General features: G+C 59.3%; 27 protein-coding genes. 9 read left to right on the top strand and 18 right to left on the bottom strand.

Annotated elements, in window-relative coordinates; all coding sequences use genetic code 11:
• Nucleotides 1-24 precede the first annotated feature (24 nt).
• From JJQ51_RS13765 to JJQ51_RS13715, 11 genes are all read right to left on the bottom strand, one after another.
• On the bottom strand, nt 25-1,179 hold the full coding sequence (locus JJQ51_RS13765) for an alpha-D-ribose 1-methylphosphonate 5-triphosphate diphosphatase (protein ID WP_113350836.1): 1,155 nt from the start codon (nt 1,177-1,179) through the stop codon (nt 25-27).
• Nucleotides 1,166-1,912 carry a phosphonate C-P lyase system protein PhnL gene (locus JJQ51_RS13760; RefSeq protein ID WP_113350837.1) on the bottom strand — a complete coding sequence of 249 codons (747 nt, stop codon included), beginning with the start codon at nt 1,910-1,912 and terminating at the stop codon, nt 1,166-1,168. Before JJQ51_RS13760 ends, JJQ51_RS13765 begins: the two co-directional genes overlap by 14 nt.
• A gap of 13 nt (nt 1,913-1,925) precedes the next feature.
• A complete protein-coding gene (locus JJQ51_RS13755; RefSeq protein WP_113350838.1) occupies nt 1,926-2,753 on the bottom strand; it encodes an ATP-binding cassette domain-containing protein in 828 nt (275 codons plus the stop codon).
• Entirely contained in the window at nt 2,753-3,664 is a 912-nt protein-coding gene (locus tag JJQ51_RS13750) for an alpha-D-ribose 1-methylphosphonate 5-phosphate C-P-lyase PhnJ (RefSeq protein WP_113329363.1), read from the bottom strand. The genes JJQ51_RS13755 and JJQ51_RS13750 overlap by 1 nt, the downstream gene beginning before the upstream one ends.
• Entirely contained in the window at nt 3,661-4,755 is a 1,095-nt protein-coding gene (locus JJQ51_RS13745) for a carbon-phosphorus lyase complex subunit PhnI (protein WP_113350839.1), read from the bottom strand. The genes JJQ51_RS13750 and JJQ51_RS13745 overlap by 4 nt, the downstream gene beginning before the upstream one ends.
• Entirely contained in the window at nt 4,755-5,300 is a 546-nt protein-coding gene (gene phnH / locus JJQ51_RS13740) for a phosphonate C-P lyase system protein PhnH (protein ID WP_113350840.1), read from the bottom strand. The genes JJQ51_RS13745 and phnH overlap by 1 nt, the downstream gene beginning before the upstream one ends.
• A 2-nt stretch (nt 5,301-5,302) precedes the next feature.
• On the bottom strand, nt 5,303-5,761 hold the full coding sequence (locus tag JJQ51_RS13735) for a phosphonate C-P lyase system protein PhnG (RefSeq protein ID WP_113350841.1): 459 nt from the start codon (nt 5,759-5,761) through the stop codon (nt 5,303-5,305).
• Nucleotides 5,762-5,897: 136 nt separating this feature from the next.
• On the bottom strand, nt 5,898-6,698 hold the full coding sequence (locus JJQ51_RS13730; protein ID WP_186450327.1) for a PfkB family carbohydrate kinase: 801 nt from the start codon (nt 6,696-6,698) through the stop codon (nt 5,898-5,900).
• Nucleotides 6,699-6,706: 8 nt separating this feature from the next.
• Nucleotides 6,707-7,546, bottom strand: coding sequence for a carbohydrate ABC transporter permease (locus JJQ51_RS13725; protein WP_233788647.1), 840 nt, complete (start codon nt 7,544-7,546; stop codon nt 6,707-6,709).
• Nucleotides 7,543-8,427, bottom strand: a complete 885-nt coding sequence (locus JJQ51_RS13720; protein WP_113350843.1) for a carbohydrate ABC transporter permease — start codon at nt 8,425-8,427, stop codon at nt 7,543-7,545. The genes JJQ51_RS13725 and JJQ51_RS13720 overlap by 4 nt, the downstream gene beginning before the upstream one ends.
• Nucleotides 8,428-8,436: 9 nt before the next feature.
• The gene (locus JJQ51_RS13715) at nt 8,437-9,684 is read right to left on the bottom strand and encodes an extracellular solute-binding protein (RefSeq protein ID WP_113329358.1); all 1,248 of its coding nucleotides are present in this window, start codon (nt 9,682-9,684) and stop codon (nt 8,437-8,439) included.
• A gap of 222 nt (nt 9,685-9,906) precedes the next feature.
• On the opposite strand from JJQ51_RS13715, the gene phnF reads away from it, so the two are divergent.
• The 3 genes from phnF to JJQ51_RS13700 all read left to right on the top strand — a co-directional run bounded on the left by phnF (nt 9,907) and on the right by JJQ51_RS13700 (nt 12,884).
• Nucleotides 9,907-10,665: a phosphonate metabolism transcriptional regulator PhnF gene (gene phnF / locus JJQ51_RS13710; RefSeq protein ID WP_069610056.1), complete on the top strand. Its 759-nt coding sequence runs from the start codon at nt 9,907-9,909 to the stop codon at nt 10,663-10,665.
• Between the two features lie 100 nt (nt 10,666-10,765).
• Nucleotides 10,766-11,587: a class I SAM-dependent methyltransferase gene (locus JJQ51_RS13705; RefSeq protein ID WP_113350844.1), complete on the top strand. Its 822-nt coding sequence runs from the start codon at nt 10,766-10,768 to the stop codon at nt 11,585-11,587.
• 130 nt (nt 11,588-11,717) lie between these two features.
• On the top strand, nt 11,718-12,884 hold the full coding sequence (locus JJQ51_RS13700; protein WP_246661739.1) for an acyltransferase family protein: 1,167 nt from the start codon (nt 11,718-11,720) through the stop codon (nt 12,882-12,884).
• Nucleotides 12,885-12,889: 5 nt separating this feature from the next.
• Here the strand turns inward: JJQ51_RS13700 and JJQ51_RS13695 are convergent, their stop codons facing one another.
• The gene (locus JJQ51_RS13695; RefSeq protein WP_162751538.1) at nt 12,890-14,839 is read right to left on the bottom strand and encodes an FUSC family protein; all 1,950 of its coding nucleotides are present in this window, start codon (nt 14,837-14,839) and stop codon (nt 12,890-12,892) included.
• A 165-nt stretch (nt 14,840-15,004) separates the two neighbouring features.
• On the opposite strand from JJQ51_RS13695, the gene JJQ51_RS13690 reads away from it, so the two are divergent.
• Nucleotides 15,005-15,907 (top strand): LysR family transcriptional regulator, encoded by a 903-nt coding sequence (locus JJQ51_RS13690; RefSeq protein ID WP_113329355.1) that lies wholly within the window; start codon nt 15,005-15,007, stop codon nt 15,905-15,907.
• 7 nt (nt 15,908-15,914) lie between these two features.
• On the opposite strand, the gene JJQ51_RS13685 is transcribed toward JJQ51_RS13690, so the two are convergent.
• Nucleotides 15,915-16,841, bottom strand: coding sequence for a cation diffusion facilitator family transporter (locus tag JJQ51_RS13685; protein ID WP_113350846.1), 927 nt, complete (start codon nt 16,839-16,841; stop codon nt 15,915-15,917).
• Nucleotides 16,842-16,988: 147 nt separating this feature from the next.
• Nucleotides 16,989-17,870 carry a helix-turn-helix transcriptional regulator gene (locus JJQ51_RS13680; protein ID WP_246661162.1) on the bottom strand — a complete coding sequence of 294 codons (882 nt, stop codon included), beginning with the start codon at nt 17,868-17,870 and terminating at the stop codon, nt 16,989-16,991.
• 123 nt (nt 17,871-17,993) lie between these two features.
• Here JJQ51_RS13680 and JJQ51_RS13675 point away from each other — a divergent pair, with 123 nt between their 5' ends.
• Nucleotides 17,994-19,226 carry a cytochrome P450 gene (locus tag JJQ51_RS13675; protein WP_113351066.1) on the top strand — a complete coding sequence of 411 codons (1,233 nt, stop codon included), beginning with the start codon at nt 17,994-17,996 and terminating at the stop codon, nt 19,224-19,226.
• Between the two features lie 30 nt (nt 19,227-19,256).
• Nucleotides 19,257-19,577, top strand: coding sequence for a 2Fe-2S iron-sulfur cluster-binding protein (locus JJQ51_RS13670; RefSeq protein WP_112721834.1), 321 nt, complete (start codon nt 19,257-19,259; stop codon nt 19,575-19,577).
• Nucleotides 19,578-19,743: 166 nt separating this feature from the next.
• On the opposite strand, the gene JJQ51_RS13665 is transcribed toward JJQ51_RS13670, so the two are convergent.
• From JJQ51_RS13665 to JJQ51_RS13655, 3 genes are all read right to left on the bottom strand, one after another.
• Nucleotides 19,744-20,790, bottom strand: a complete 1,047-nt coding sequence (locus JJQ51_RS13665) for an isopenicillin N synthase family dioxygenase (RefSeq protein ID WP_113350847.1) — start codon at nt 20,788-20,790, stop codon at nt 19,744-19,746.
• 220 nt (nt 20,791-21,010) lie between these two features.
• Complete coding sequence (locus JJQ51_RS13660; protein ID WP_113350848.1) at nt 21,011-21,526, bottom strand: adenylate kinase; 516 nt, start codon at nt 21,524-21,526, stop codon at nt 21,011-21,013.
• Between the two features lie 106 nt (nt 21,527-21,632).
• Entirely contained in the window at nt 21,633-22,136 is a 504-nt protein-coding gene (locus JJQ51_RS13655) for an NUDIX hydrolase (RefSeq protein WP_113351067.1), read from the bottom strand.
• A gap of 132 nt (nt 22,137-22,268) precedes the next feature.
• Between JJQ51_RS13655 and JJQ51_RS13650 the strand changes: the two genes are divergently transcribed.
• From JJQ51_RS13650 to JJQ51_RS13640, 3 genes are all read left to right on the top strand, one after another.
• Nucleotides 22,269-22,655 (top strand): VOC family protein, encoded by a 387-nt coding sequence (locus tag JJQ51_RS13650; protein ID WP_113351068.1) that lies wholly within the window; start codon nt 22,269-22,271, stop codon nt 22,653-22,655.
• Nucleotides 22,656-22,814: 159 nt separating this feature from the next.
• On the top strand, nt 22,815-23,546 hold the full coding sequence (locus JJQ51_RS13645; protein ID WP_113329349.1) for a phosphodiesterase: 732 nt from the start codon (nt 22,815-22,817) through the stop codon (nt 23,544-23,546).
• A gap of 101 nt (nt 23,547-23,647) precedes the next feature.
• A complete protein-coding gene (locus JJQ51_RS13640; protein WP_246661161.1) occupies nt 23,648-24,163 on the top strand; it encodes a hypothetical protein in 516 nt (171 codons plus the stop codon).
• 91 nt (nt 24,164-24,254) lie between these two features.
• Here JJQ51_RS13640 and JJQ51_RS13635 read toward each other — a convergent pair whose 3' ends face one another.
• Entirely contained in the window at nt 24,255-24,911 is a 657-nt protein-coding gene (locus JJQ51_RS13635; protein ID WP_113350849.1) for a DUF3313 domain-containing protein, read from the bottom strand.
• Between the last annotated feature and the right edge of the window lie 8 nt (nt 24,912-24,919).

Below are 24,919 nucleotides of genomic sequence, written 5' to 3'. Positions count from 1 at the left end.
ATGCCAACAGGCATCCTCAGTGCCTCAAAAGCTCTTAATGGTTCCGTCCGACCAGACCATCTTGCCGCCGCGGATCGTGCCGCGCACCCGCGGTATCCGGCCGCGTTCTGCGATGACCAGATCGGCGCGCAATCCTTCGGCGATGCGGCCGCGATCATTCAGGCCCAGCGCCCTTGCAGGGTTGGCGCTTGCCAGCGCAACGGAGGCGGGAAGGCCGCCCTTACCGATTTCCGCGAGCGCGATCACGGCCGGCAGAATGGCCGACGGATGATAGTCGCTCGCAAGGATATCGAGTACGCCGGCTTCATAGGCTTCTCGTGCGGAAAGATTGCCGGAATAGGAAAGGCCGCGCAGCGCATTCGGCGCGCCCATGGCCGTCGCCAATCCCAGCCGCCTTGCTTCGGTGGCCGTCGCAATATTGATCGGAAACTCGCTGATTGCCGCGCCGAGGCTGTGTAGCAGCACTGCCTTCTCGATGGTGTCGTCATCATGAGATGCAAGGACGACGCCATGTTCGCGCGCCAGTTCCGCCAAGCCGTTGATGATGTCCATGCTGTCGCCATGCTCGGAGCGGGCCGCCATGCGCTGTTTCACGAGTTCTGCCGCCTGTGCTTCGCTGATCTTCTTGGCCTTTGCCGTGTTGGCGATATGCAGCTCGATATCGCGATATTGTCCCTGGCCCGGCGTGTGATCCATCAGCGAAATCAGGTGCAGTGCGCCGGCATCGATTAGGGTCTTTGCCTCTTTCAGCGCAGGCAGGAAGGTCACCTCGAAGCGGCCATGGACGCGGTGGTCGATCAAAAGCTCTTCGCGCATCGATGCAAGCTTTTCGATCATGGCGTGGGTATGCTCGATGGAGCGGATATGGCCGTAAGTTGCCGGTGTGAAGGCGACCGCAGCATAGGCTGTCGTCACGCCGTTGGCGGCGAGCATCTTGTCGAGGTCGTAGACGCCGAGTTCGAGCGGCATGCGGACATTGACGCGCGGCTCCACACATTTTTCGATCATATCGCCATGCATGTCGACAAAACCGGGCAATAGAAACCGGCCGTGGCCGTCTATTTCAGCCCCGTCGACAGGCCGCTCGCTGATTTCAGCGATCAGCCCATCTTCGATCCTGATGGCACCGCGCTCTATCACGCGATCCTGCAATATAATTTCGAAATTACTCAGCCACATCGTCTTGCTCGTCCTCGATCTTGATGGCTTCCAGATGAAGTTCCCGGTCGATCAATGCCCTTACATCTTCGGGATGGTGAAAGACACCGATCATTGCAACACCGGACGTTTTGAGCTGCGCCAATCTTTCGACCAGCGCCTTGCGGGCGGCATGATCGAGCGATGCGGTTGGCTCGTCGAGCAGCAGCAGACGCTGCGGCAGGATGAGCGCGCGAGCCAGATTGACCTTCTGTTGCTCGCCACCGGAGAAGGTCGAAGGATAAGCCGACCAGAGCTGCTTCTTGACGCCGAAGGCATCGAGCCAACGCCGCGCCTCGGCCAAGGCTTCGGAATGCGACGTGCCGGCAAGCCTCAGCGGCTCGGCCACGATCTCTTCGGCGGCAACGCGCGGGCGAGCATTGAGGAACTGCGTGACGAAGCCAATTTCTCGGCGGCGCAGCACGGCAATGTCGACATCGGCGGCTGTCGCGAGATCTATGATCCCTTCCTGCGTGTGATAATAGACGTGGCCGGCCCGCGGCAGGTAGGAGCGATAGAGCGTGCGCAGCAACGTCGATTTGCCGGCGCCGTTCTCGCCCTTCAGCAGAATGAATTCGCCTGTGTGAAGGTCGAAATCGATATTCTCGAAGGCAAACAGCGTGCGCTTGAGATGGTGCATTTCGAATTGCTTCGAAAGGCCCTGGACGCGCAGCACCGGGGGGGTGGTTTGCCGGGCGGAAACCTGAATGTTCATCTCTCGCGTTTCCTCAAAGCTTGGCGTGAACGAGCTGCTGCGTATAGGCGTGCTGCGGATCCTGGAAGATCTGGTCGGCCAGACCCTGTTCCACAACCTTGCCGCGTCGCATGACCATAACCCGGTCTGCCATCGTGCGTATGACGCCGAGATCGTGCGAGACCAGAACCATGGTGATCGAACGCTCGCGCTGCAACCGCTTCAGCGTATCGAGGACCAGCGCCTGAACGCTGACGTCGAGGCCGGTCGTCGGCTCGTCGAGCAGCAGGACGGCCGGCTCGAGCGCGATTGCCTTGGCGAGCTGCACGCGCTGCTGCATGCCGCCCGAAAGCTCGTTCGGTCGGGCATCCATGCGTTCGATCGGAAATTCCGACGCGTCGAGCGATTGGCGCGCCCGTTCGCGCAGCTCGGCAAAATTGCGATTGCCTGAAATCAGCAGGCGTTCGGCGACGTTGCCGCTGCTCGTGTGGTTCATCAGCAAGCCGAGATGCGGGTTCTGATAGACGATGCCGATGTGATGCGCCCGCAGCATTCGCCGCTCGAAGCGGTCGAGCGTAAAGAGGTCGCGGCTCTCGTGCCCGGGAAGAGCAAGATTATAGGTGCCTGTGTCGGGCGTATCCTCAAGGTTCATCATCCTCAGAAGCGTCGACTTGCCGGAGCCGGATTCGCCGACAATGCCGAGCACTTCGCCCGGATAAACAGTCACATCGACGCCGCCGAGCGCGGTGACGTCGCCATAGTTGCGCGCAATGCCGCGCATGGTCAGGATAGGCTCGGCCAGCATCAGCCGCGGCGGCTGGCGGGTCAGCTCTGCCGTTTGAGTGGGGTCAAGCGCGGCCATCAGTCCATCCTTCCATTCTTGTACCAGGTCTCGCCGATCTCGACCGCTTCCGCTTCCGACTTGCGGATGTGCTTCACGCCGAAATGGCTGTCGGACAATTCGTATTGCGAGGAACCGTCTTCCTGCGGAAGCTCGTTCATGAAGAAGCCGGTGACATTGCTGCGGTAGCAGGTTTTGTCCTGGTGATCTTCGACGCGGTACGGCACGTCATCGAAAACGAGCGGCTCGACGCGCGTATAGGGCGGCACGGCGAAGATGCGCTTCTCGCGGCCAGCGGATAGGATTGTCAGGTGGTCGGCCTGATTGAGCTTGGGCACGTCCCAGCGCGGGATCGGCGATGGCGTCATCACATGCCGGCCGTTGACCATGCTCGGATAGCTCGACCCTTGCATGATCCGTCCCGATTTGACGAGCTGTTCGTAGAGCACCAGCCACAGCTGCCCATAATCGGCATCCCCATGCATTTCGCGGGCGACGGACATATCCGGCTGAACAGGGCGCAGTGGTTCGGGGTTCGGAACCTGCAGCACCAGGACCTGATCCTCGCGCAGCTTTTCCTCCGGAATGCGGTGGCGGGACTGGATGATGGTTGCGGCCATCGTGTCTTCCGTCTCGACGGCACCACCGACCCGCGCCACGAACTTGCGGATGCTGCTCGCATTCACTGAATCGTCTGATCCCTGGTCGATAACTTTGACGACGGATGTGGGCTTGAGCAGCGTCAGCGTCACCTGCAGTCCGCCGGTTCCCCAGCCGCGGGCGATCGGCACTTCGCGGCTCGCATAGGGCACCTGGTAGCCGGGAACGGCAATCGCCTTCAGGATGCGGCGGCGCATTTCGCGCTTGGCGGATTCATCGAGGAAACCGTAGTTGAAGGCCATCCAGGGCTTGGTCAATTCCTGAAGTTTCATAGCGCAGCCTCCTCCTGTTGCGGGGCGAGCTTTTCTGTCACGGCTGGCTTTGCGGCGGCAGCGTCCTCGTCCGTCTTGACGCGGCGCAGCGCGTCGAGGGTCGATTGGAACGTAACGTAATGCGGAAGCTTGAAGTGAATGCAGAAGCCGGAGCTTTCGACCGGCTCGGTGTGATAGAGTACGAATTCCTCATTGGCAGCCGGGTGCGGGTCGGGCTGGTTGGAGGCAAGGTCGAGCGTTGCCGCCGCGATCACCTTTACCTCGTTCCAGCCAAAGGTCGCCGAAAAGCCCAGCTGCAATTCCTTCGCCTTGGAAATGACTTCGGTCTGGCTCACACGAACGCGGCCGGCGCTGAAGATTGTACCCGAGGGATGGCGCAGGCGAACTGGCGCATAGGTCAGACGCAGCTCGTTGACGGTCGGATGCACAGCGCTGTAGCCGCGCATGGTGGCATAGCCGAGCGCCAGCGTGCCGCCGGTGTCGGCGCGGGCCAAGCTCTGGAGTTTGTGGGCGCGCGCTGCCGGGAACAGCAGCGGCTCGCGCGTCAGATCGGGGATTTCCTCAGGCGCGACGGTTTCGACCGGATGGTCCGGAATAAGCCCTTGCGCTTTCTGCCAGCTGGTGAGCGACGGTTGCGTCGCCGGCGCCGGCTTGGCAGCCGGGATCACCGGTTCCGGGACATAATCATTGCCCTGCAACACGTCGACCTGAAGCAGGCGGTGGGAGTAGTCCAGCGTCGGCCCCAATATCTGGCCGCCTGGAATATCCTTGAAGGCGGCTGAGATGCGGCGGACCGTCAGAAGATCCGGCTGATTGACGGGTTCGGCGACGGCGATGCGTGGCTGCGTCGTGCGGTAGGCGCGCAGCAGCAGGATCGCTTCGTAGAGATCGCCGCCGGCCTGGGCGAGCGCCAGCGCCGCAAGGTCTGGCTCATAAAGCGAGGCTTCGCCCATCAGCCGGTCGATGAGATAGGGGAGGCCGTTTCGAACCGCCTCGACGCGCTCGCGCGTGATCGGGCCGAGATCGGCGCGGAAAAGCCGTTCCGCCTGCTCGATGGCATATTCGCCGCCGCGGGTTGCTACATAGGCCATCAGAGCACCTCGATTGTCGTGGAACGGGGAATACCAAGCAGGCGTCTTCCATCGATGAGATAGAGATCCCAGCCGAGCGGATAACGGATTGCTTTGGTGCGCATGTGCCAGAAGGCACGATCGATACCGTCGATCTCGATCGTCACGCTGTCCTTAATGCCGGGGCCGGTAAGACGCAGTCTCTGTCCGGAACCAAATCGCGCGGGCGCAAACAGCGTTGCAGCATCATCGGGATACAGTAGGCTGCCGATGCGCAATGTCGACAAGGCTTCGACAGCTTCGGAGGAGCCGATAGCAGTAAAGACATAATCCGCATCGGCAAGCGGCATTCGTCTCGCACCGGTTGAGGTCATCTTTAGGTCCAGCGCCGGATCGCTTGTCACATGGAAGCTGCATTCGCGATCGAGCAGGCTTTCGGCGAGCGGCCAGAAGCCTTCAGCGGGTAGTTCACGCGGATGACCGGGTCGGCTCAGCGCCCACATGAGTTCTTCGAAGGTGGCGTTGGTGCGGGTATCGTCGAGGGTGGGCAGGAGATTGTTGGCCATGGTCAGAATGTCTCCATCTGCACGCGGGTCGCCTCGACTTTTTGTAGGAGCTGCCGGTCTTCCTCTTCCTGATGGCGCCGTTCGGCATTCAGGAGCTCAAGGATGAGAGCGGCCTGATGATTGGCAGCGATCGCTGCGTCGATCACAGCCATTCCCATGGCGTGTTCGAGATCCCGGCCGACCAGTGCGCCATAGCCTTCCACGGCGCGATCCGGCACGCGGATATGCGCTTCGGACACCAGAACTTCGCCGAGATGGAAGGCGGTGCTGCGAACGGTATCGATCAGCGGCAGCATGGCAAGACCGGTACGGTTCACGACGACATCGACCTCGCCGAGGGTGTCGAGCACCTTTTCGGCCGCAGCCTTGATGTGCGCCGGGCGGCTTGCGGCGAGAATGTCCAGAGCCTGCGCATGCGTATAGGATGCGTTGACCGGGTTACCAGTCTTCTCCTCAGTCATCATCTTTTCCTCGGGCATCAGGATTTGTTCGGGGAATGGGGCTCTAAAATATTCGAATGATTACTATAGTCATTCGAATGAATTGTCTATGGCATTTTGTCTTGCTCGAAGAGATTTTCGGAGTGCCGCGAATTCCCTAGGCGCTGCGCCGGCGCAGCCATTCCGCCGTGATGCGGCTTGCTTCCCGTGCAGCGGCCGCCGGTGCCTGCCCCTGCAGCAAGGCGAACAGAAAAGAACCGGCGAAACGGTCGCCGGCACCAATGGTATCGGTCGTGTCGACCTTTGTAGCCGGTTCGACTTCTACCGCCTGCAAGCCGTCAAACAGCGTAATCGGGCGCGTGCCGTCGGTGAGCACGAGCATCTTCAGGCGCGAACCGGCGATTTGGCCGGCCCTCTGCCAGGCGAGATTGAGATCATCCGGAACATCGTCGCGCGAGGAGATGACATAGTCCGCCGGTCGCGGCGTTGCCGGCCGCAGCGGAAATTGCGAGAGGACGAGCGGCTGCGCGCTAATCTGTTCGACGAGGCTTTCGTCGAGCGCGAGGGCATTGATATAGACGCCTGCACCCGACAGTTTGCCGGCTGCCGTCAGCTGCTGAGATCGCCCGGTCGGTGCGAGGATCGTCCGCTCTCCACTCGGCTCAAGGAAAATTTCCAGCGGTGCCGTCTTTCCAGGCGCCATCATGATGTAGTCGGTATGGAAGCCGGCCGAGGAAAGGGATCGCAATGCGGTTTGCCCTTGTTCGTCCTGCATCAGCCTCGAAACGATCGCGACGTCCGCTCCCAATTCCAGCAATTGCAGGCCCGTATAGAATGCGCCGCCGCCAAGGCGGGTCGTGCGGGACGAAAATTGTATGCGTCCGCCCGGAACCAGCGGTGCATCCAGCTGCCATATGCGATCGTGGTTTACCGATCCGATTACGATTACTCGGGGCATGCATCCGCCTATCTGTCATCAATGCCTGGTGCCAGCGCATCGACGATGAAACGCTGCGCCAGCAGGAAGATCAAGAGAACGGGGACGATCGACAACAGACTTGTTGCCATCAGCGGTCCCCAGGCCCGCTCTGCACCCTCCAAATCGGCGAAGGCGGCAATGCCCGTCGTCAGCGTCTTCTTGAAGGCATCATCGAGTACAAGCTGACCCCAGAGATAGATGTTCCAGGCCCCCATGAAGGAAATCACCGAAAGGGCGGATATTGCCGGAATGACATTGGGGATGCCGATCTCGATGAATTGCCGCCACAATCCGCTTCCATCCATGCGTGCCGCCTCGAATATCGAAGCGGGAAGCGACCGGAAAGCCTGCCGCATGTAGAAGACATAGAAGCCGATATAGGGGATCGATGGGATGATCATCGCGCCATAGGTGTTGAAGGCCTGGAGTTTCACCACGGCGATATAGGTCGGAATGATCGCCAGCACGTTTGGAAAGGACATGGTGGCGATAACGAACCAGAACAGCGGCTGCCTCCCCTTGAATTCGAGTCGCCCGAAGGCAAAGCCGGCCGGCACGGAGAGAGCGAGCTTTCCGGCGGTGATCAGGGTGGCGGTCAGCATGGAATTCCAAAGCCACATCCAGATCGGATGACGGCTTGCGGCGATGGCGAAATTCGAAAGCGTCGGATTTTCCGGCCAGAAACGCACGGCTCTCGCCATGATCATGTCGTTTGGCGTGAAGGCCGCCGTCACCATCCAGACGAGCGGAAACACGGTGACGATGCAGATTGCCATGAGCACGACATGGAGCAGCAACCTGTGAAGCTTGTGACCGATATCGCTCATCTGTAGTGCACCCGCTTCTCGCTGACGCGGAACTGCAGCCAGGTGATGGCGAGCACGAGAACGATGATGATGACGGCAACGGCGCTTGCCGGCCCGAACTGGAAGAACAACAGACCCTGCTGCCACAGGAAATAGAGAAGGCTCGAGCTTCTGCCCGCCGGTCCGCCATGGGTCAGCACATCGATGACGCCGACAATGTCGTCAAGCACATGGAAGAAGGTCGTGACGCTGATGAAAAAGGCCGTCGGCGTCATCAGCGGCAGGCTTATGTCGAAGAAATGCCGCGTCGAACCTGCACCGTCGAGCTCAGACGCCTCACGCAGCTGATGCGGCAGGTTCGCGAGCGCTGCCAGCCACAAAAGCATGTTGAGGCCGAAGGTCTTCCAGAAGGTGACGAGGCTGACACAGAGGAGCGCAAGGTTCGGATCCGTGTGCCAGCGCGACGGCGGAAAGCCGAAATGGCCGAGCACCTCGTTGAAGAGACCGTTGACTGGATTGAAAAGCCAGGACCAGGCAACGCCTGCCACTGAATAGGCGACGATCGTCGGCAGGAACAGGCTGCCGCGATAGAGCCCTTGCAGCGGATTCTTGCGCACCGAATGCAGCATGACCGCAAAGATCAGTGGGATGACGATCTCGGCCGGGATGAGGACGGTGCAGTAAAGCAGCGTATTCCAGGCCGCCATGCGGAAATCTGGATTGTCGAAGATGGACGCGTAGTTATCGACGCCGACAAAGCGGATGTCTGCCGACAGCAGATTCCAGTCGACCACCGATAACAACATCGACGCTATCAGCGGGCCATAGAGGAATATCGCCACGGAAAAAACGGCTGGCCCCACGAAGAGGTAGGGGGCCAGCGATCGAAGACGAAATGGCATGATGCGAACCTATGCCGAAATCAGCCCAGCAAGCTCGTCATGAGCACCCTTGATACCGTCGGCAACCGTCGTTTCCTTGAGCAGCATACGCGAGACCCACTTGCGCCACACGGCCTGTCCTTCGAGGCCGCGCTTGCCGGGCCAGATCGTCTCTGCGGTCAGGCCATCGCCGAGCTGAGCCGCCGCCGGCTTCATGAACTCGTTGATGAGCGGAATGTCGTGCGTCGAGGTGTTGAGGTAGCCGGTCTGAGACCAAAGCGTCTGGCCTTCCTTCGATGCGCAGAATTCGAGGAAGGCTAGAGCGGCCTCCGCCTGTTCCTTGTTACGCGTGTAAATGGCAAGGAAATTGCCGCCGCTGTTCATCTTGCGCTGATGTCCCGGAAGCCCCGGGAATTTGGTCGTGACAGCCTTTGCCGCACCGAAGGGGAAGGTGACGGCGGCGGTCGAGCTGGTTGTGCAAATCGCAAGTGCGCCGGACTGAAACGCGGCCGTCTGCTCCTTGTCGCTGACGGGAAGCCAAAGCCCTTCATGGGCCGGGGCGCAATATTCGGTCATGCCGGCGATGGCTTCCGCGCTGTTTAGGGCCAACTTGCCATCGGGATCGATGATGAAGCCGCCGGCATTCTGGATGAAGGACTGGCTCGTCCATTCGTTGTTGGAGAGGGAGATCGGTGAGCGATAGGTCGGATGCTTGCCTTTCAGGGCCGCATCGAGCTTGCGGGCGCCTTCGTAGAGCCACTTGGTATCAGGCGTTTCCGGCAGATTGGGATCGAGGCCGGCAGCCTTCCACATGTCGCTGTTGATATAGGTTATCGGCGTTGACATCGCCCAGGGAAGACCGATGACGGCGCCGTCGATGCTGACCAGTGGTAGGACCGACGGGCGGAAATTGGCGAGGATTGCCTCTGCCTTTGCGGAATTGATCTCGCGAAGGTCGCGGGCGCCGAGCGTGCGCTTGGCGAAATAGCCGAACTTCCAGCCGGTGATCATCATGGCCGGCGGACGGCCAGCGGCGACGCTCGCGACCGCCTTGGCGGTCACGGCCTCATAGTCGCCGTCGAAACGGTTGGTAACGGTTATGCCGAGCTGCTTAGCATTGAAAGCGTCGACAACCTTCTGGAACGGCTTGTCGGAGCCCCAGGTGCTCGAAATCTCGATAGCCGCGTCGGCGGACCGGGCCTTGCCGGTCATAGCGATTGATGTGCCGATGACTGCGGTCGTGCCCGCGATAAATTGACGACGATCAAGTCTTACCATCTTATCCTCAATATCCGAATGATTAATAAAACATTCGGATATTTACCTAACGATGGCGAGTGACACCCATATGAAGGAAAGCGTGGCTAAGCGCTAAAGCTCGAGGGTAAAATTGACTTTGGCTGCTGTTTGTTGGATTTCCGATATCGGGCACAGATTGAAAATCGATGCTGTAGCCGATATATGACATTCGAATGACATGGTTGAATTCGGAAGGCAGGCATGGAGAAGAAATTGCTGCACGGGCAATGGCAACAGGTCGAGAGCGATATTGCGGAGGATATCCTGACCGGTCGCCTGTCACCAAAGGCGCAGCTTCCGACGGAATCCGACCTGATGGAACGTTTCGGCGTCGGACGGCACACCATACGGCGCGCCATTTCCCGTCTCGAAAGCCGGGGGCTCGTGCTGGTCGAGCAGGGGCGCGGAACCTTCGTCAGGGATAGTCGCCTCGACTATCGCCTGTCCGAACGCACGCGCTTTTCCCAGAACCTGCTCGATCAAGGCAGAGAACCGCTCGGTCAGGCCATTCATGAGGAGGTTGTCCCGGCTTCGGAATTGATCGCAGAGGCTTTGCGGCTTCCACTTGGTGAGCCGGTTTATCATATTGTCCGCCGCGGCTTTGCCGACGAGGAGCCGATCAACTATTCGCATGCTTACTATCCGGTGCGCCGTTTTCCAGGTTTCGACGAGGCGCGGCGCAGCGGGCGAAGCGTCACCGTCATTCTGGCCGAATACGGCATCCCCGACTATATCCGCCTGCGCACGGATATCGTCGTCCGTCTGCCGACAAGCGAAGAGGCGAAACAGCTCTGCCAGTCCATGTCTCAGCCGGTGGCTGTGTCGAGAAAGGTGGATGTCGATCTCAAGGGCACGCCGATTTCCTATTCGGAATCCGTCTGGCCGGGCGAGCGCGTGCAATTCTCCATCGACAACACCAGCCAGCTTCTGGACGTGCTTGCGCGCGGTGACGCGGGCTGAATAGACCGGTTCTGTGCGATTGGGTCTCTTCAGAGCTGAATGACGCGTCTGCTGCGATATGCTAGTATCGGGCTTTCTCAGGCGCGCAGCGGGTGATGCGATGTTGGAGGCAGACAAGCTATTCGCTGGCTCGATTCCGGAAAATTACGACCGCCATATGGTGCCGTTGATTTTCGAGCCTTATGCGGCAGATATAGCCCAGCGAGCAGCGTCCTTGCGGCCCGACGCAGTGTTGGAAATCGCTGCAGGCACCGGCGTTGTCACCCGCGCATTGGCGCCGAAATTATCCCCCGGTGCAAACTACGTCGTCACCGACCTCAACCAGCCGATGCTCGATTACGCCGCTTCGCGGCAGGCTCCCGACAGCCGCATCACATGGCAGCAGGCGGATGCCCAGTCGTTGCCCTTCGAAAATGCATCCTTCGATCTCGTCTTTTGCCAGTTCGGCGCCATGTTTTTTCCGGACCGTATCTCGGCCTACCGCCAGGCAAAGCGCGTTCTGAAGCCCGGTGGGCATTTCCTCTTCAACGTCTGGGACCGCATCGAAGAGAACATATTCGCGGATGATGTCACGAACGCGCTTGCCCGGATTTTTCCCAACGATCCGCCACGCTTTCTGGCGCGCACTCCGCATGGCTATCACGATGTGGATCGGATTCGCGGCGATCTCGAGAACGCTGGTTTCTCCGAAATTGCGATTGAAACGAGGGCCGAGCAAAGCCGGGCATCTTCGCCGCGTCTTCCGGCCGTAGCTTATTGTCAGGGAACTCTGCTCCGTAACGAAATCGAAGCCAGAGAAGCGGAGAAGCTGCAGGCTGCGACCGACTATGTCGCCGCCGCAATCGAAGCCAGACACGGTAGCGGCGAAGTTGCTGCTAAAATTCAGGCACATATCATCCTGGCGACGGCTTATCCTGCCTAACGTCTGAAATATTAACTGAAGAATAACTATAATCTAAAGCAGGGCTGCCGATTTATGCATGCGGCGACGAGTTATTATATTGTCGTGGATACCAAATGGAGATCCAGGGCAATATTCGCTGAGCTTTCCGGTGAGGTTTTATAAGGAAATACCTGAGGGACGAGATGCGGGCGGCAACGCCGGCAAATCCGCTCATATGCTCTTGAACCTTCAGGTGCTGCGCGCGCTCGCAGCCTCTTCCGTGGTCATCGCCCATGCTCTGCACGAAACAGAGATCCTTGCAGCAGCGACAGGACGTGCAGCGGTCGATGGCTCTGCCTGGAATCTCGGTTTCGGCGTCGACATCTTCTTCGTTCTTTCCGGCTTCATCATGACCCACACTGCAGCATCGGAGTTCGGCAAGAGCGGCGCTCCGCTGCATTTTTTTTTACGGCGTTGCGCTCGTGTCGTCCCCCTCTATTGGCTTTTGACGAGTATCATGCTGCTTGGCGCGCTCGCGGCACCCTCGCTGCTCGTCGTTCCCGTCGGCTCCATATCCCATGTTCTCGCCTCCTATTTCTTCATTCCGTCCGGGCGTGGCGTGGGGGAGATCAGGCCGGTGCTCGCGCTTGGCTGGACTCTGAATTACGAGATGCTGTTCTATGTGTTCTTCGCACTGGCGCTCCTTTTGCCGATAAGGGTGGGGGTCATCTGGCTGTCGGTGCTCATGGTCGGCATGGCGCTCGTCGGAAATCTCGTTGACCCCAGCCATGTCCAGATAGCATTCTGGACGAGCCCGATCATTCTGGAGTTCCTGTTTGGCGTCTATGTCGCTCTGATTTTCCGCAGCGGCGTGAGGATCGGCAAGGGTATTGCGTTCGGGCTCGTGGCCATAGGGCTTCTTGGCTTCGTTCATGTCTCCACGCTTTGGAACGATGCGGCCTTGCCGCAATTCCTGCGAAGCGGTTTGCCTGCGGCTCTGTTCGTTCTTGCGGCCGCAATCGGTCCTGTTTTGCCTCATAAGAGACCTGTACTCTGGAGTGTCGCTTTGGGAGATGCCTCCTATAGCCTCTACCTCGCCCATCCCTTTATCCTGCGACCCATGCGAGCCATTTGGGCGAAAGTGATCGGAGGGGCTCTGCCGCTTGGTTTGTTCGCTGGCTTCTCGACGCTCGCTGCTGCCCTGCTTGCCCTGGCGCTCTTCAGAGGTATCGAGAAGCCGCTTACGCGCCGCGTGCAGAGCGTCGTGCTCGGCTCGGCACGGCGCAAGCGGATATCGGCTGGGGCGCTCCCGGCAGCGGATACCGAGAGTGCCTGACGCTTTCAGGCGGTTCGCTTTTGGCGAAGGTAATCGACGTGGTTCAATGCCGCCGAGGCGATCGTGTCGAGCTGGGTCGCAGCACGGATCAGCGTGTGGCGGGTCGAGATGTCGGGCTTGCTGATCCAGTAGGAAAGATGTTGGGCGGCCGCGCGCGAGACTTTTGCAAGACGAGCCGGATCGCCGCGGCCGAGCTGACGCAGCACGACGTTCAGTGGTTTGGCAAGATGAGGGTGCTCTCTTGCCAGTTCGGCGAGCGTGATCGCAGCCTCGCCGATCGCAAGCGCGGCAAGCATTCCCCTTAGGTCGTCTTCCGCCTGTTTCTCGGGAACGCCGGCATTCGCTGCGGCCTGGCCCGCCAGGCGGTCGGCCGTCCTGCTCAGCCAATGCTCTCTCGTCCAATGGCCCGGAGACCGGCCGATATCCGCCAGATCGCGCAGCGTGGCGCGTTGCAGGCGCTGCCGCTTTGCCGGCAGGTTGGATGGAAAGAGCAGCGTGAAGACGAGTACGCCCGATCCCACACCAAGGATCAGCGCTAGGGCACCGTTCATGAAAGAAGCCGCATCGGCACGGCTGGTATTATCTGGGCCGACCAGATCCAGAAACAGAAAGGCAAAGCTCGTTGCCAGGGCGGCAGTGCGGACGTTGCGCATGGCAAGCCCGGTTGCAAACATGATGATGCCGATGACCATGGCCAGTTCGGTAAAGTCCGACAGCATCGGCAGGATGGCGAAATTGCAGATCGCTGCCGCAATCACCGCGACGAGCCCGCCCTTGAGGAAACCCATTCCGCCGACCACCGGATTGGGCCGGGTGGCAAACAGGGCGCAGATGACACCGAGAATGACAATGAAGCTCGGGCCGGATGGCCAGGCGGTTGCGATCCAGAACCAGGATCCGATGACGATGGCGACGAAGGTGCGAATACCGTTTTGAACTGCGTCGCGATGATCGACGTGGAAGGAGAGCCTTAGCCTTGAGGAGGGGGCTTTCTCGTCCGAAAACAGGGCCTGGCGCGTGAGTGCGCCATGGGCGGCTTCAAGCAGCCTGTCGAGGTGATCCAGGATCAGAAGCCGAGGCGGGATCGCATGATCGGAGTCAACAGTAGTTTCGGAGAGTGCAATCTGAACATCTGCCCGCAATGCGGCAATGATATTGGGAGCGACCGGTGATGCCGAGCCGATAGCGTCGAGTGCCATAGCTGCTTTCTCGACGAGAGGTTCATCGAGATCCGGTCGCTCCGCGAGATGCTCGCGCAGAGACTGGGCGATCGCCATCTGGGTCAGCATTGCGACTGCGGCGCCGCGTAGATGGCCCAAACGGCTGCGTACGGAACGGGAGCTTGCGGCGGCATATTCTGCAGCGGCATCCAGTTCCAACGCGCCCGTCAGTAGCCCTCGGAAACCCGAAGTGTTGCTCTGGCCGCGCAATGCGCGCGCGCAGAGATCGGAGACCTGGCGGAGATATGTTGTCAGGCGGTTCTGGGTCTCCTGCAGCGGCGTGCCAGGCGCGAAGACGGTGGTGAAAACCGCTTCCGTCATGATCCCCAGGGCGATGTAGATTACCCGTGCCACCGCAATGTCGAAGACCTCCAGCGGCGAACCGATGGAATCGAATGCGACGATAGCCGCGGTGTATCCTGCCAACACGGCACCGTAGGCGCGAAAATTGCGCAAGCCGGTGGCGAGCGCCGTGCACAGTCCCAGCCATAGGGCGAGCGACAGAATGAACAGCTCCGGCGCCTGCATGAAAAGCGCGACCATGGCCACCGCGGCAACGGCCCCGATGATCGTGCCCAAAATTCTGTATTGGCCTTTTGAAAGGCTCATGCCGCGGTTGGATTGAGCAACGATCCAGACCGTCATCGGCGCCCATTTCGGATCGTCGAGATTGAGCAGGAAGGCGATGTAGAGCGCTACGAGCGAGGCTGCGGTCGTTCGTAGCGCGAAACCCACTGCCGGTCGCGTCAACCACGGTGGCAACGCAAGCCCATGTGCCAAGGAGCTGAATAGTCGTGCTGAGTTGAGAGGTGCCACGGTCATGCGCGTAGCCATAACGGTATGGACGAATAAGGATAATGGCGTAAATTCAGGATATATTGTTGCTGAAAACGGTAGAATATGGCCAGAGACCTCGAGAGCATTCGGATTTTTCTGCGCGTTGCGGAACGCGGCAGTTTCACCGCCGCCGCGACACAACTGCGGCTGCCTTTGACGAGCGTCAGCCGCCGCGTAAAACAGCTCGAGGACGATCTCGGCGTTCAATTGTTGTATCGCACGACCCGGCGTGTATCGGTCACGGATGCCGGGCGCGACTATTACGAGCGCTGCATCAGGGCAGAGGAGATCCTGGAGGAGGCGGACCAGACAGCACGCGCTGTGCGCATCGAGCCGCAGGGTATGCTGCGCGTCCTCATGCCCTATACCCTCGGCCTGAGTGTCGTGGAGCCAAGACTGGGCGAGTTTCGGCAGAACTATCAAAAGGTGCAGCTGGCCCTGACTTACGATAACTATCCCCTCGACCTCATCGAGCACGGCTTCGACGTGGCATTGCGAACGGGGCCGCTCTCCGATTCCGGCTATTCTGTGCGCACGCTCGGTCGGTCTCGCGCCCACCTAGCCGCAAGCCCCGCCTATCTCGACAGGTTCGGCCGACCGGAACGTCCACAGGATCTCAGAGAGCATGCCGTGATGATGATGGGCGCCGGCACATCTTTGGCGACGGTGCGCTTGCTCGACGAAGCCAGCAATGTGGCCGAGGTCATCGTCAAGCCGATCCTGATGTCGAACGAGGTAACCACCATCATCCGCCAGGCCGTTGCCGGTGCAGGCATAGCGCTGGTATCGCCTCAACTGGCCGCGCAGCACTTTGCGCGCGGCGAACTCGAAGCGGTTCTCCCTCAATGGCAGCGAGCCGATGATATCGAGCTCAACGCACTCTTTCCAAGACGCGCTACGTCGGATCGAAAGGTGCGCAGTTTCGTCGATTTTCTCGCCGAAGTGTTCAAGGATTGGCGGGGGTAGCGGCTGCTCAATCCGCCCATTCCGGATCCGTCGTAAAAGCGATCGTCAGCCAGCGGTCCGGCCCTTCGTCGCCGATCGCTTCACCGATTTCGTCGCGGATATGGTCCCATTCCTCCAGCTTCTTCGTCGGTCCATCCGGTGGAACGATGAAGTAGAGTTCGATCTGCTTGCCGCGGCCGACCCGCGCGACATAGGAGCGGTAGGATAAGAAATTGTAGCGTCGAACTATGTCGGTCGCGACGCGATCGACATGTTCCCGAAGATCCGCAGGTGTCACGAGCAGGATGTCGGCGAATGCCTGCTTGATCGTTCCGATCGGCATGGGAATGACGATGAGGCAGACGAGAGCCAGAGCGACCGGATCGACATAAGGCGACATCCACTGCAGCTTCGTTCCCTGAATGAAAAAGCCGAAGATGAAGGCGAGGAGCAATGCGCCGCTGAGGCTGCCGGTCATGATCCAGGCCTTGGCGTCCAGTGCGATGAAATTGGATCTGAGCGTCTTGTTCGCGCGGTTGCCATAAGCCGCCATCAGGAAGGCGATGAACATGGTCAGCACCGCGTAGATGATGGCTTGATCGAAAGAGAGATGACGGCCGCCGGCCATGATGCTGCCGATGGCGTTGATCAGGGCATAGACCGCGGCTCCCATCAGGAGGACGCCATTGAGGCCAAGCACCATCGGCTCGAGGTGCCAGAAGCCCATGGTGAAATGCTTGGCGAATTTGCCGGCGGGTGTCGTGTTCGTCGCGGAGGATATGATCAGATTGGAAACGATCAGCGCCACGATCGTCATGCTCGCATCGGTAAGCGCGTAGACGCCGTCAAAGACGATCGCATAGGAGCCGGAGAGAATGCCGAAGACGATACCGGCGACGGCCAGAACGAATGTCACGATGATGGAAATGCGCAGGACGCTTTGTTCGGTCGTCACTTCTTAATCCCCAGCTAAAGCGCGGCATGCATTTCGAATAATCTGGCATGCACGACAGACTTCTATCGCGTCATATGTCCCAAGCCAATCGAGATGGTTCTGTCATGAAATACTCTTCAAGCGTAAGCTGAGAGGCACTCAATCACCTTAGGATCGGCGTGGTCTGTCGTTCTCGCCCTGCCGTCTAAACTCGCTCGGCGTGACGCCCACTAGCTTCTTGAAGTCACGGGCAAAGTGGAATGGATCAGGGTAGCCGCATCTGGCGGCGATCTTGCCGATCTGCTCATCCGTTACCACCAGTAGCCGCTTGGCGGCGTTTACGCGCTCGTGCCGTAGCCAGTCGATAGGCGTCGTTCCCGTTCTCTGACGGAAGCGTCGGAACAGTTGGGCTTGGCTCAGATTGGCGGCGGGCGCGAGCTCTGCCACCGTCCAGGCGCGTGACAGATCGGCTCGAACCGTCTCCATGACCCGCTGCAGGCGCTGAACGGCGCCGCCAACGTCACTATTGTAGGCCCGCTCCGATACCAATGAAGAGATCAACTGGGCGAGCAAGGCGAAGCACTGGCTCTCTGCAAAGAAGCCTCTTCCTTCCACTTCACCGAGGATTCCCTCAAAGATGCCTTGTAGATTGTGCACAGCCTTCATGTCGAAAACCGGATTGGCGACCACGCCAAGGCTGTCAAACAGGGTATCGAGCCCGTATCCGACGAAGCCCACCCATAGATAGGACCAGTGCGCATGGCGTGGCTCGCAGCGATGCGAATACAACATTGAGGAGTCCAGCCAGGCGATCGTCCCCTCATGCAGCAGGCTGGAGACTCCGTTGACCTGCAACAGGCCTTTTCCGCTGAGAGTAAGGATCAAAGTGTGATGGTTGAAGCGGTGGGCTATCGGCATTTCCGCTGGCGTGCAGATCCGGCGTCCGGCGGCGAGAAGCGTGTAGGGAAAGGCGCGGGACAACTTGCCCGGAGTCTGAAAGAAGACGTCGTCAAGGGGGAGGGTTGCTGGTGAAGTCGCTTTATCGGTCATGGCGACCTAACCCTATTGGGGAATGAGAGTTTTATCCATATGGCTGCGGTTGGCATCCATGTCTTTTCATGCCGTGCCGCTGTATTCTACGGTGATAAACCAGAATGGACAAAGGTCCTGATTATGCCGACGGCAACCCCAGCATTCGATCCGCTCAGCCAAGCGTTCACTGACGATCCCTATGTCGCCTACCGTGAGCTGCGCGCCACTCCCGGTCCCGTCTATTACGAGCATTTCGACATATGGCTGCTGTCGCGCTATCAGGATGTGGCCGTTGCCGCCGCTGACAAGACGCTCGTGCGCTCGCTCGAATTCTTTCTTTCCCCGGAGGAGATACAGGAGCAGAAGGTTCGGCAGAATTGGCACGACATGCCGAACCATTCGCGCTTCGTGCAATTCAGCCTTCTGGATTCCGATGGTGAAACCCATGACCGGCTGCGCCGCAAGGTGTTCCGTGAATTTACCCCGGCACTCGTTGCGCGCCAGCGCGGCATGATACAGGATTTCGTCGACCGCCTGCTCGACCGTCTCCTACAGGCAGGTACGATCGATTTCGTCGAAGATCTTGCCTCACAGGTTCCGGGCCACATCATCGGCTCCGTGCTGGGTGTGCCGGAGGAATATGCCGGGCAGCTGCGCAAGTGGTCGGAAGAGGTCGTGCAGTATTTCGATGTCGATCGCAGCGCCGAGCGCAAGGCGATCGCCGAACGCGCGACGACGGAATTCTACGAACTCCTCAAGGAACTCATCGCCGAGCGTGTACGCAATCCGCGCGACGATCTTCTCTGTCGGCTGACCGAGGCGCATGTTGCCGGCGAGCTGACCGAAGACGAACTCGTGTCCACCTGCATGCTGATCCTCATGGCCGGACATGGCTCGACCATCGATGTGCTGGGTAGCGGCATGCATGCTTTGATGCAATATCCCGATGCTCTGAGCAAGCTGCGGGAAACCCAGGCCGTGATGCCGACTGCCATCCAGGAAATGTTCCGCTTCGAGTCACCGCTGCCATTCTTTCATCGCTACCTGACGGAAGAAAAGACGATTGCCGGCACGCCGCTGCCTAAGGGCACGAAGATCGGCCTGCTCTATGGCGCTGCCAATCGTGATCCGGAGCAATTTGACTCACCCGATGTGTTCAATGTCGAGCGCACCCCCAACCGCCATCTGGCCTTCGGCGGCGGCGCGCATTTCTGTCTCGGCAATCATCTCGCGCGGCTGGACATGGAGATCATTTTCTCGACGCTCCTGCGACGCACCCGCGCGATAGAACTGCTGGATGACAGTCCCGCCTACAAGCGCGGGCTCTCGGTGCGCGGTCCGCAACGTCTGGATGTTCGTCTTATTGCCGCGTGAACGGGCTTACCGAAAAATATGGAGAATGCAATGTGTGAAATCGTGTTCATCGATTCCGCTGGTCGTGAGACGCGTGTTAAGGCACAGGAGGGTGAAACTCTGATGGCTGTGGCCGTCAGGAGCGGCATCGATGGCATCGTGGCACAATGCGGCGGCGCCTTGGCCTGCGGTACCTGTCATTGCTACATCGAGCAACCTCATCTCGATCTTCTGCCGCCGCCTTCCGAAGAAGAGGCGACGATGATCGAATTCGTGATGGAGCCGGCGCCGAACAGCCGCTTGAGCTGTCAGATTCTCGCAAGCAGCGTCGTCGACGGCATGCGTGTCGTCGTGCCGGATAGTCAGCACTAGGGACGGTTCAGTTTTTCACGGAATCTCTGAACCGCTCTATCTCTTTGGTTTCGCGCAATTCCGGACGGAAAACCACTGCGCACTTTTCCTGGAATTGCTCTCGGAGCTGGCCTTCAGACGAGATGTCTGAGCTAGCGACCTCGTTCGAATTTTCAGAGTATCCGGCCTAAACCGGCTGTTCCGATGCCAGGAGATCGGCATAGTGGGCGCGAGCGACATCCGGGTGGGAACGCAAGCGGCTCTTCAGCTGGTTCTGACCAACTTCGCGGAAGATCGGGTTCAAGGGGTCGACCGAGATGCCGCGCTCCGATCGTTTCAGCTCTTCCGGCAACTCGATGACGGGGATCGTCGCATCCGGTCGGGAACCGAGGAAGAAGGCGACGGAGAAACGTTCGACGCCGGCAGGCGGTGCGATGACGTCATGCACGTCGGCGCGCACGAAGCCGTTCGTCGCAAGCTCAAGCAACTCGCCGGTATTGATGACGAAGGTGCCCGGCACCGGCGGTGCGTCGATCCAGACGCCGTCTTCCGTGCGCACGCGCAGGCCGGGCGTGGTGTCCTGGAGCAGCACGGTGACGAAGCCGCCATCCTTGTGAGCGCCGACACCCTGGTCCGTTTCGGCGACGTCGCGGCCGGGATAGCGGATGATCTTCAGAAGCTGCGAGGCCTGCGGCTCATAAATATCGGCGAAGACGTTTTCCTGCTGGCCGAGAGCTGCGGCGATCGCCTTCAGCACGTCGATGCCGATGCGCGTCACCTCGGCCTGATAGGCAAGCAGCAGAGGCTTGAGTTCCGGCAACGCCTCCGGCCACTGGTTCGGTCCCTGGAGGCGCCGCCAAGCCGGCGTGTCCGGACCGATCTCGAAGGGTGTACTTTCGGTGTTGATGTCGAGCTGCTCGCGCCAATCCTGTTCGCCGCGGGTACGCTCCTGGCCGGCGCGATTGTAGCCGCGGAAGTGCGGTGACTTGACCATCTCGATCTTGAGCTTTTCTTCCATGGGCAGCGCGAAGAAACGCTTGGCCGTTGCGACCACATCGGCAATCAGCTTGGGATCGACGCCGTGCCCCGTCAGATAGAAGAAGCCGTGATCGTAGAGCACCGTGCGAAGCTCTGCGATAAAGGCCTGATGTTCTGCCGGCGAAGCATAGAGGCGCTGGAGATCAAGCGTTGGAAGCGATGCATCGGAGCCAGTCGGCGTGGTATGGCGGGGCAATGAGGTTTCCTCTTCGAAGCTCGTCTTTGTTTTCGGACCGCAATGCCATCGCCTGCCGTGTCCGAGCCTGCAAATGGCTCTTATGGGCTTAGACAAGGCTAAAAGCCCTTCGTTATCAAAGCAAAGAAGATAATCTCAAAGATCGCGGATCTTTTGGAATGGTTTTACGGTCGTCGTTCTCGCGACTGCCGCTTATCTGAATAGTCATCAAGGCCGCAGTTCACCCCAATTCCTTCGTAAGCGCATCCAGCTCATCGACACTGCCTATCCGTGTCAGCGCCTTGCCGGCATTTTGCGCTTCCGTGCACAGGCGGCGAATGCCGGGCATCCAGTCTTGCTCGATTTCCCATATGGTCCGGAACAGATCTCGCGTCGGTGGCATGGCCGAAAGTCCGCCGGGCGCGTTTTCGATCGTGCCCGACTGCCAGGCGATCTGCCGCTCGGCCGCGAGCCAGAAATGCATCCAGAGCGGCATATCGATGAGGATGATCTCGGTCGCGCGATCTATCCGTGCCGGGATCGAATTCTTGTGCCCCAGGCCATCGATGACCCAATTCTCACCCGATAGGATCCGTTCATGCCGCTCGGCATAAGTCTCGATCGGTGTGGGAATCCAGCCTTCCTGCCAAAGCAGCCTGTCGATCTCGAAATGGGGAATCGCGTGGCGCTCGCTCAATTTGCGGGCGAGGGTGGATTTCCCACCGCCTGCATTTCCCAAAATGGCGATGCGCGACATTGGATGACGACCTGACGATTCGGGCCTATCGGAAACTCGGCAAACATGCCGGAGCTTTTATGAAGTTATTTCCTTGTTGTTGCAATTGATGCAGACGGCAGGAGACTCAGGCTGCGTCGCGCCGCACGAAATGCTGAATGCCAGCGGGATTGGTGACGATGAGGTTGCGTATGGGAGTTGGCACCAGGTCGAACCGGTCGAGCCCGACCAGCGTGGAAGGTGCCCAGCGAAATTCGAGGTCGGCATTGCCATCCTTCACCCGATGGACGATTTCCGTTTCGTGAAACGGAAATGGCTGCAGCAGCTCCGCCTCGTAATAGACGCTAACTTCGTGAACACGTCGTCCGGCAAATTCGAAGAAATTTTCGATGATGAAGCGTAAAGGTCCGATGGTCGCCTTGCAGCCGATTTCCTCTTCGATCTCGCGGGCAAGTGTCTCGGCGCCTGCCTCATGAAACTCCACCCGGCCGCCGGGCAAAGACCAGAAGTTGTCCGTGAGTGCGCGGTGAATTAGGATATGATCGCCGTGGCGGATCAATGCGCCGGCGCTCAACTGAAAGCGGGATTCTCCCGAATCCATGACGATCATGGTTCGTGCGGTTTCTGCCACGGGCGGCCTCCGATTGCGAGACGAGATGGAAATCATTTGCCAGATACCAGCATCCGGTTCTCAGATATAGTGAAGCAGTTTGAAGGTTGTTTTTCGTTTGCTTCGTTTCCCCTAATCGAGCAGGTCCTGGCGGTGCGTTTCGTAAATCCAATTCCCTTCGTCAGCGATATCGAGCGTTCGAAGGCGTTCTACTGTGAGCTGTTGGGCCTCAGGGTTTTGAATGACTTTGGCAGCTTCGTGCTGTTTGAAACCGGCTTTGCGATTCATGATGGAAAATCGCTGGAGCAAACGGTCTGGAGGGAAAGCAGCGAAGCATCCGAACCCTATGGGCGGCGAAACATCCTTCTCTATTTCGAACATGAGGACGTGGATGCTGCCTTCGAGGCGATAGCGCCGCATGTCAATCTCATTCATCCCGTCGAAAGGCAGGAATGGGGGCAGCGCGTATTCCGCTTCTATGATCCTGACGGTCATGCGGTGGAGATCGGCGAACCGCAGCGGGACCTGAAGGCCGGTTGATCCTTGCTGCCGTTAACCTGAAGCGACGGAGAATGGAAATGCGATCGCAGCATGTTCTCCAATGCGAGCCGGTTTGGCTGCACGCGAAGTCAAGGGAATGTATGGTCTGCGTCGCACCGATCGTTGTTTGACATATCACATCATCATGAAACGGATCTCATGCTTATCGCCCAGATTAGCGACATTCACGCCAGCCCGACGAATGATAGCATGGCGCGGCTTGACCGTGCCGTATCCTGGTTAGCGGTCCTTCAGCCAGATCTGCTGGTGGTCTCCGGCGACCTGGTTGATGGGAAATGGCTCGAAGGCTACGGCCTTATATCGACATCGCTCCATCGCCTTGCCTGTCGCTCATTGATCCTTCCGGGCAATTCGGACGATCGGGCCGTCATGCGGACGATCATGCCGCAACCGGATTATTGGCACGACCGGCCGGCAATGCATTTTATCGAACCCTGCGGCGGGTCTGTCATAATCGGGGTCGATACCTGCGTGGATGGCGAAGCCTATGGCGACGTCACGCAACATCTTTCCTGGTTGCGGCGGGCATTGGCGGGTAGCCCGAATGGCACGGCGTTGCTTTTCACCCACCATCATGTGTTCCCTTGCGGTATTCCCCCGTTGGATGCGGTCATGTGCAAGGGTACGCAAGCCTTGGCGGGTCTGCTGAAGAGCGGCATTAGACCGCCGGCCGCCATTTGTAGCGGCCATGTTCATCGGAGCATGTCGAGCCTGTTTGCGGGCATTCCGGCCTATACTTGCGGTTCCATATGCCCGGCCAATCCGCTGATGCTCGACGCATCTCGCGTGCCGCAAGCAGCGGACCCTCCCGCCTTGATGATTCATGATCTGAGACATGGTCATCTCGTCAGCAGTCATGTTTCGGTCTGAGGCAATTTCATCCTTGAGGCCGATATAGACCAGTTCCCAGGCGCCTGTGGCGCCGTGGTGGCATCTGCAATGGCACGGCGGTCGGCCGGCCAAGCGATGCGATGGCCCGTTTGGCCGGCCGCAATATTTCTCAACAAAAAAATGCACCGCCGAAACTGGAACTGGCCATACTGGCGAGGTCGTTCGCAGGAGGCTTGCATGGCGTTGTGCTTGCGGCGGCGAAGCAAGAGGATCAAGCAATGAAGATCTACTACGCGGCACTGACAATGATGGCGGCATCGGCTGCTGCCATTGGAACTGTCAGCTCCTGTTATGCCCAGGTCGTATTCCATGAGGACCAATCGTCAACCTATTCTCCGGGAGAAGGTCAGCCGGAAGCCGATTTTCTGCAGCGATGGAACCGCCGCCACGAAGAACGTCGCGAATGGGGGCAGAACTCCGACGATTTCGGCCCGTCTGATGTCATTCGTCTCCTGGTGCGTCGGGGATATCGGGTCAAGGATGTGCAAGACGTCGGACCACGCTATCTGGTTCGAGCATGGAGAGACGGAGACGACTTGTTGGTGAGCGTTTCGCGTTCCGGCGAGATCGTCGGCGTGGTTCACGACCGCGGCTGAGGACGTCTATGACGGGCGAAAGGCAGTGCAGATGCATTGCCTTTCGCTCCTATCTCATTGGATCATACACATCCTGCGACCCTGCATCCGTCTACCTCGTTCGGGTCAGAAGATCTGCAGCGCCCTTGTCTATTGCAACATAGGAGGCCTTCAGATTTCCGAACGACGCTCCAAGATTGAGCGCGCCCGGATATTGCTTGGAGACATAGGCAAGCAACAGGCGGTTGGATGTCGAATCAAAGATCTCGACCGCATAGGTCGCCGAGCCGGTCATCGATCCCTGTTTTCCGCGCGCCGCCTGGACGGTATTGTAGACGCCGCCGGCGATATCGAGATGCGAGGCTGGGCCAAGCACGGTATTGGTCGCCTCCGCACCGGCAAGCGTCAAGCGCAGACGCAGCGTGCTAGGGCCAGGAATGGCGGTCATCGAATAGCGTTGGGCAAGTACACTGCTGAACTTGTCATGCATATAGCGCGCGAGGTTCTGCTTGTCCTCTTCGGGCATGTTTGCGAACTGGCTGTCCTTGCCTCTATAGATGGAGACAGGCTCGACGATGATCTTGTCATAATGGTTCCAGTTCACGACCACCTTGTAGCTGAACGGTGCCCGGCCGGAACTGTCGCTCGGATCAGGTCTCAATTGCGCCGCTGATGCGAGGCCTTGATAGACCATGGGTTCGGAAGTGGCGCAGCCTGCTGCAGCAAGGGAAATGGCCGCCAATGCAAGGCATGCGGGAAGGGACTTCATGGAGAGCT

The organism is Rhizobium sp. AG207R, from assembly GCF_027109195.1.
GTDB classification, from domain to species: Bacteria; Pseudomonadota; Alphaproteobacteria; order Rhizobiales; family Rhizobiaceae; genus Rhizobium; species Rhizobium dioscoreae.
This window is presented reverse-complemented; position numbering and strand designations above follow the sequence as displayed.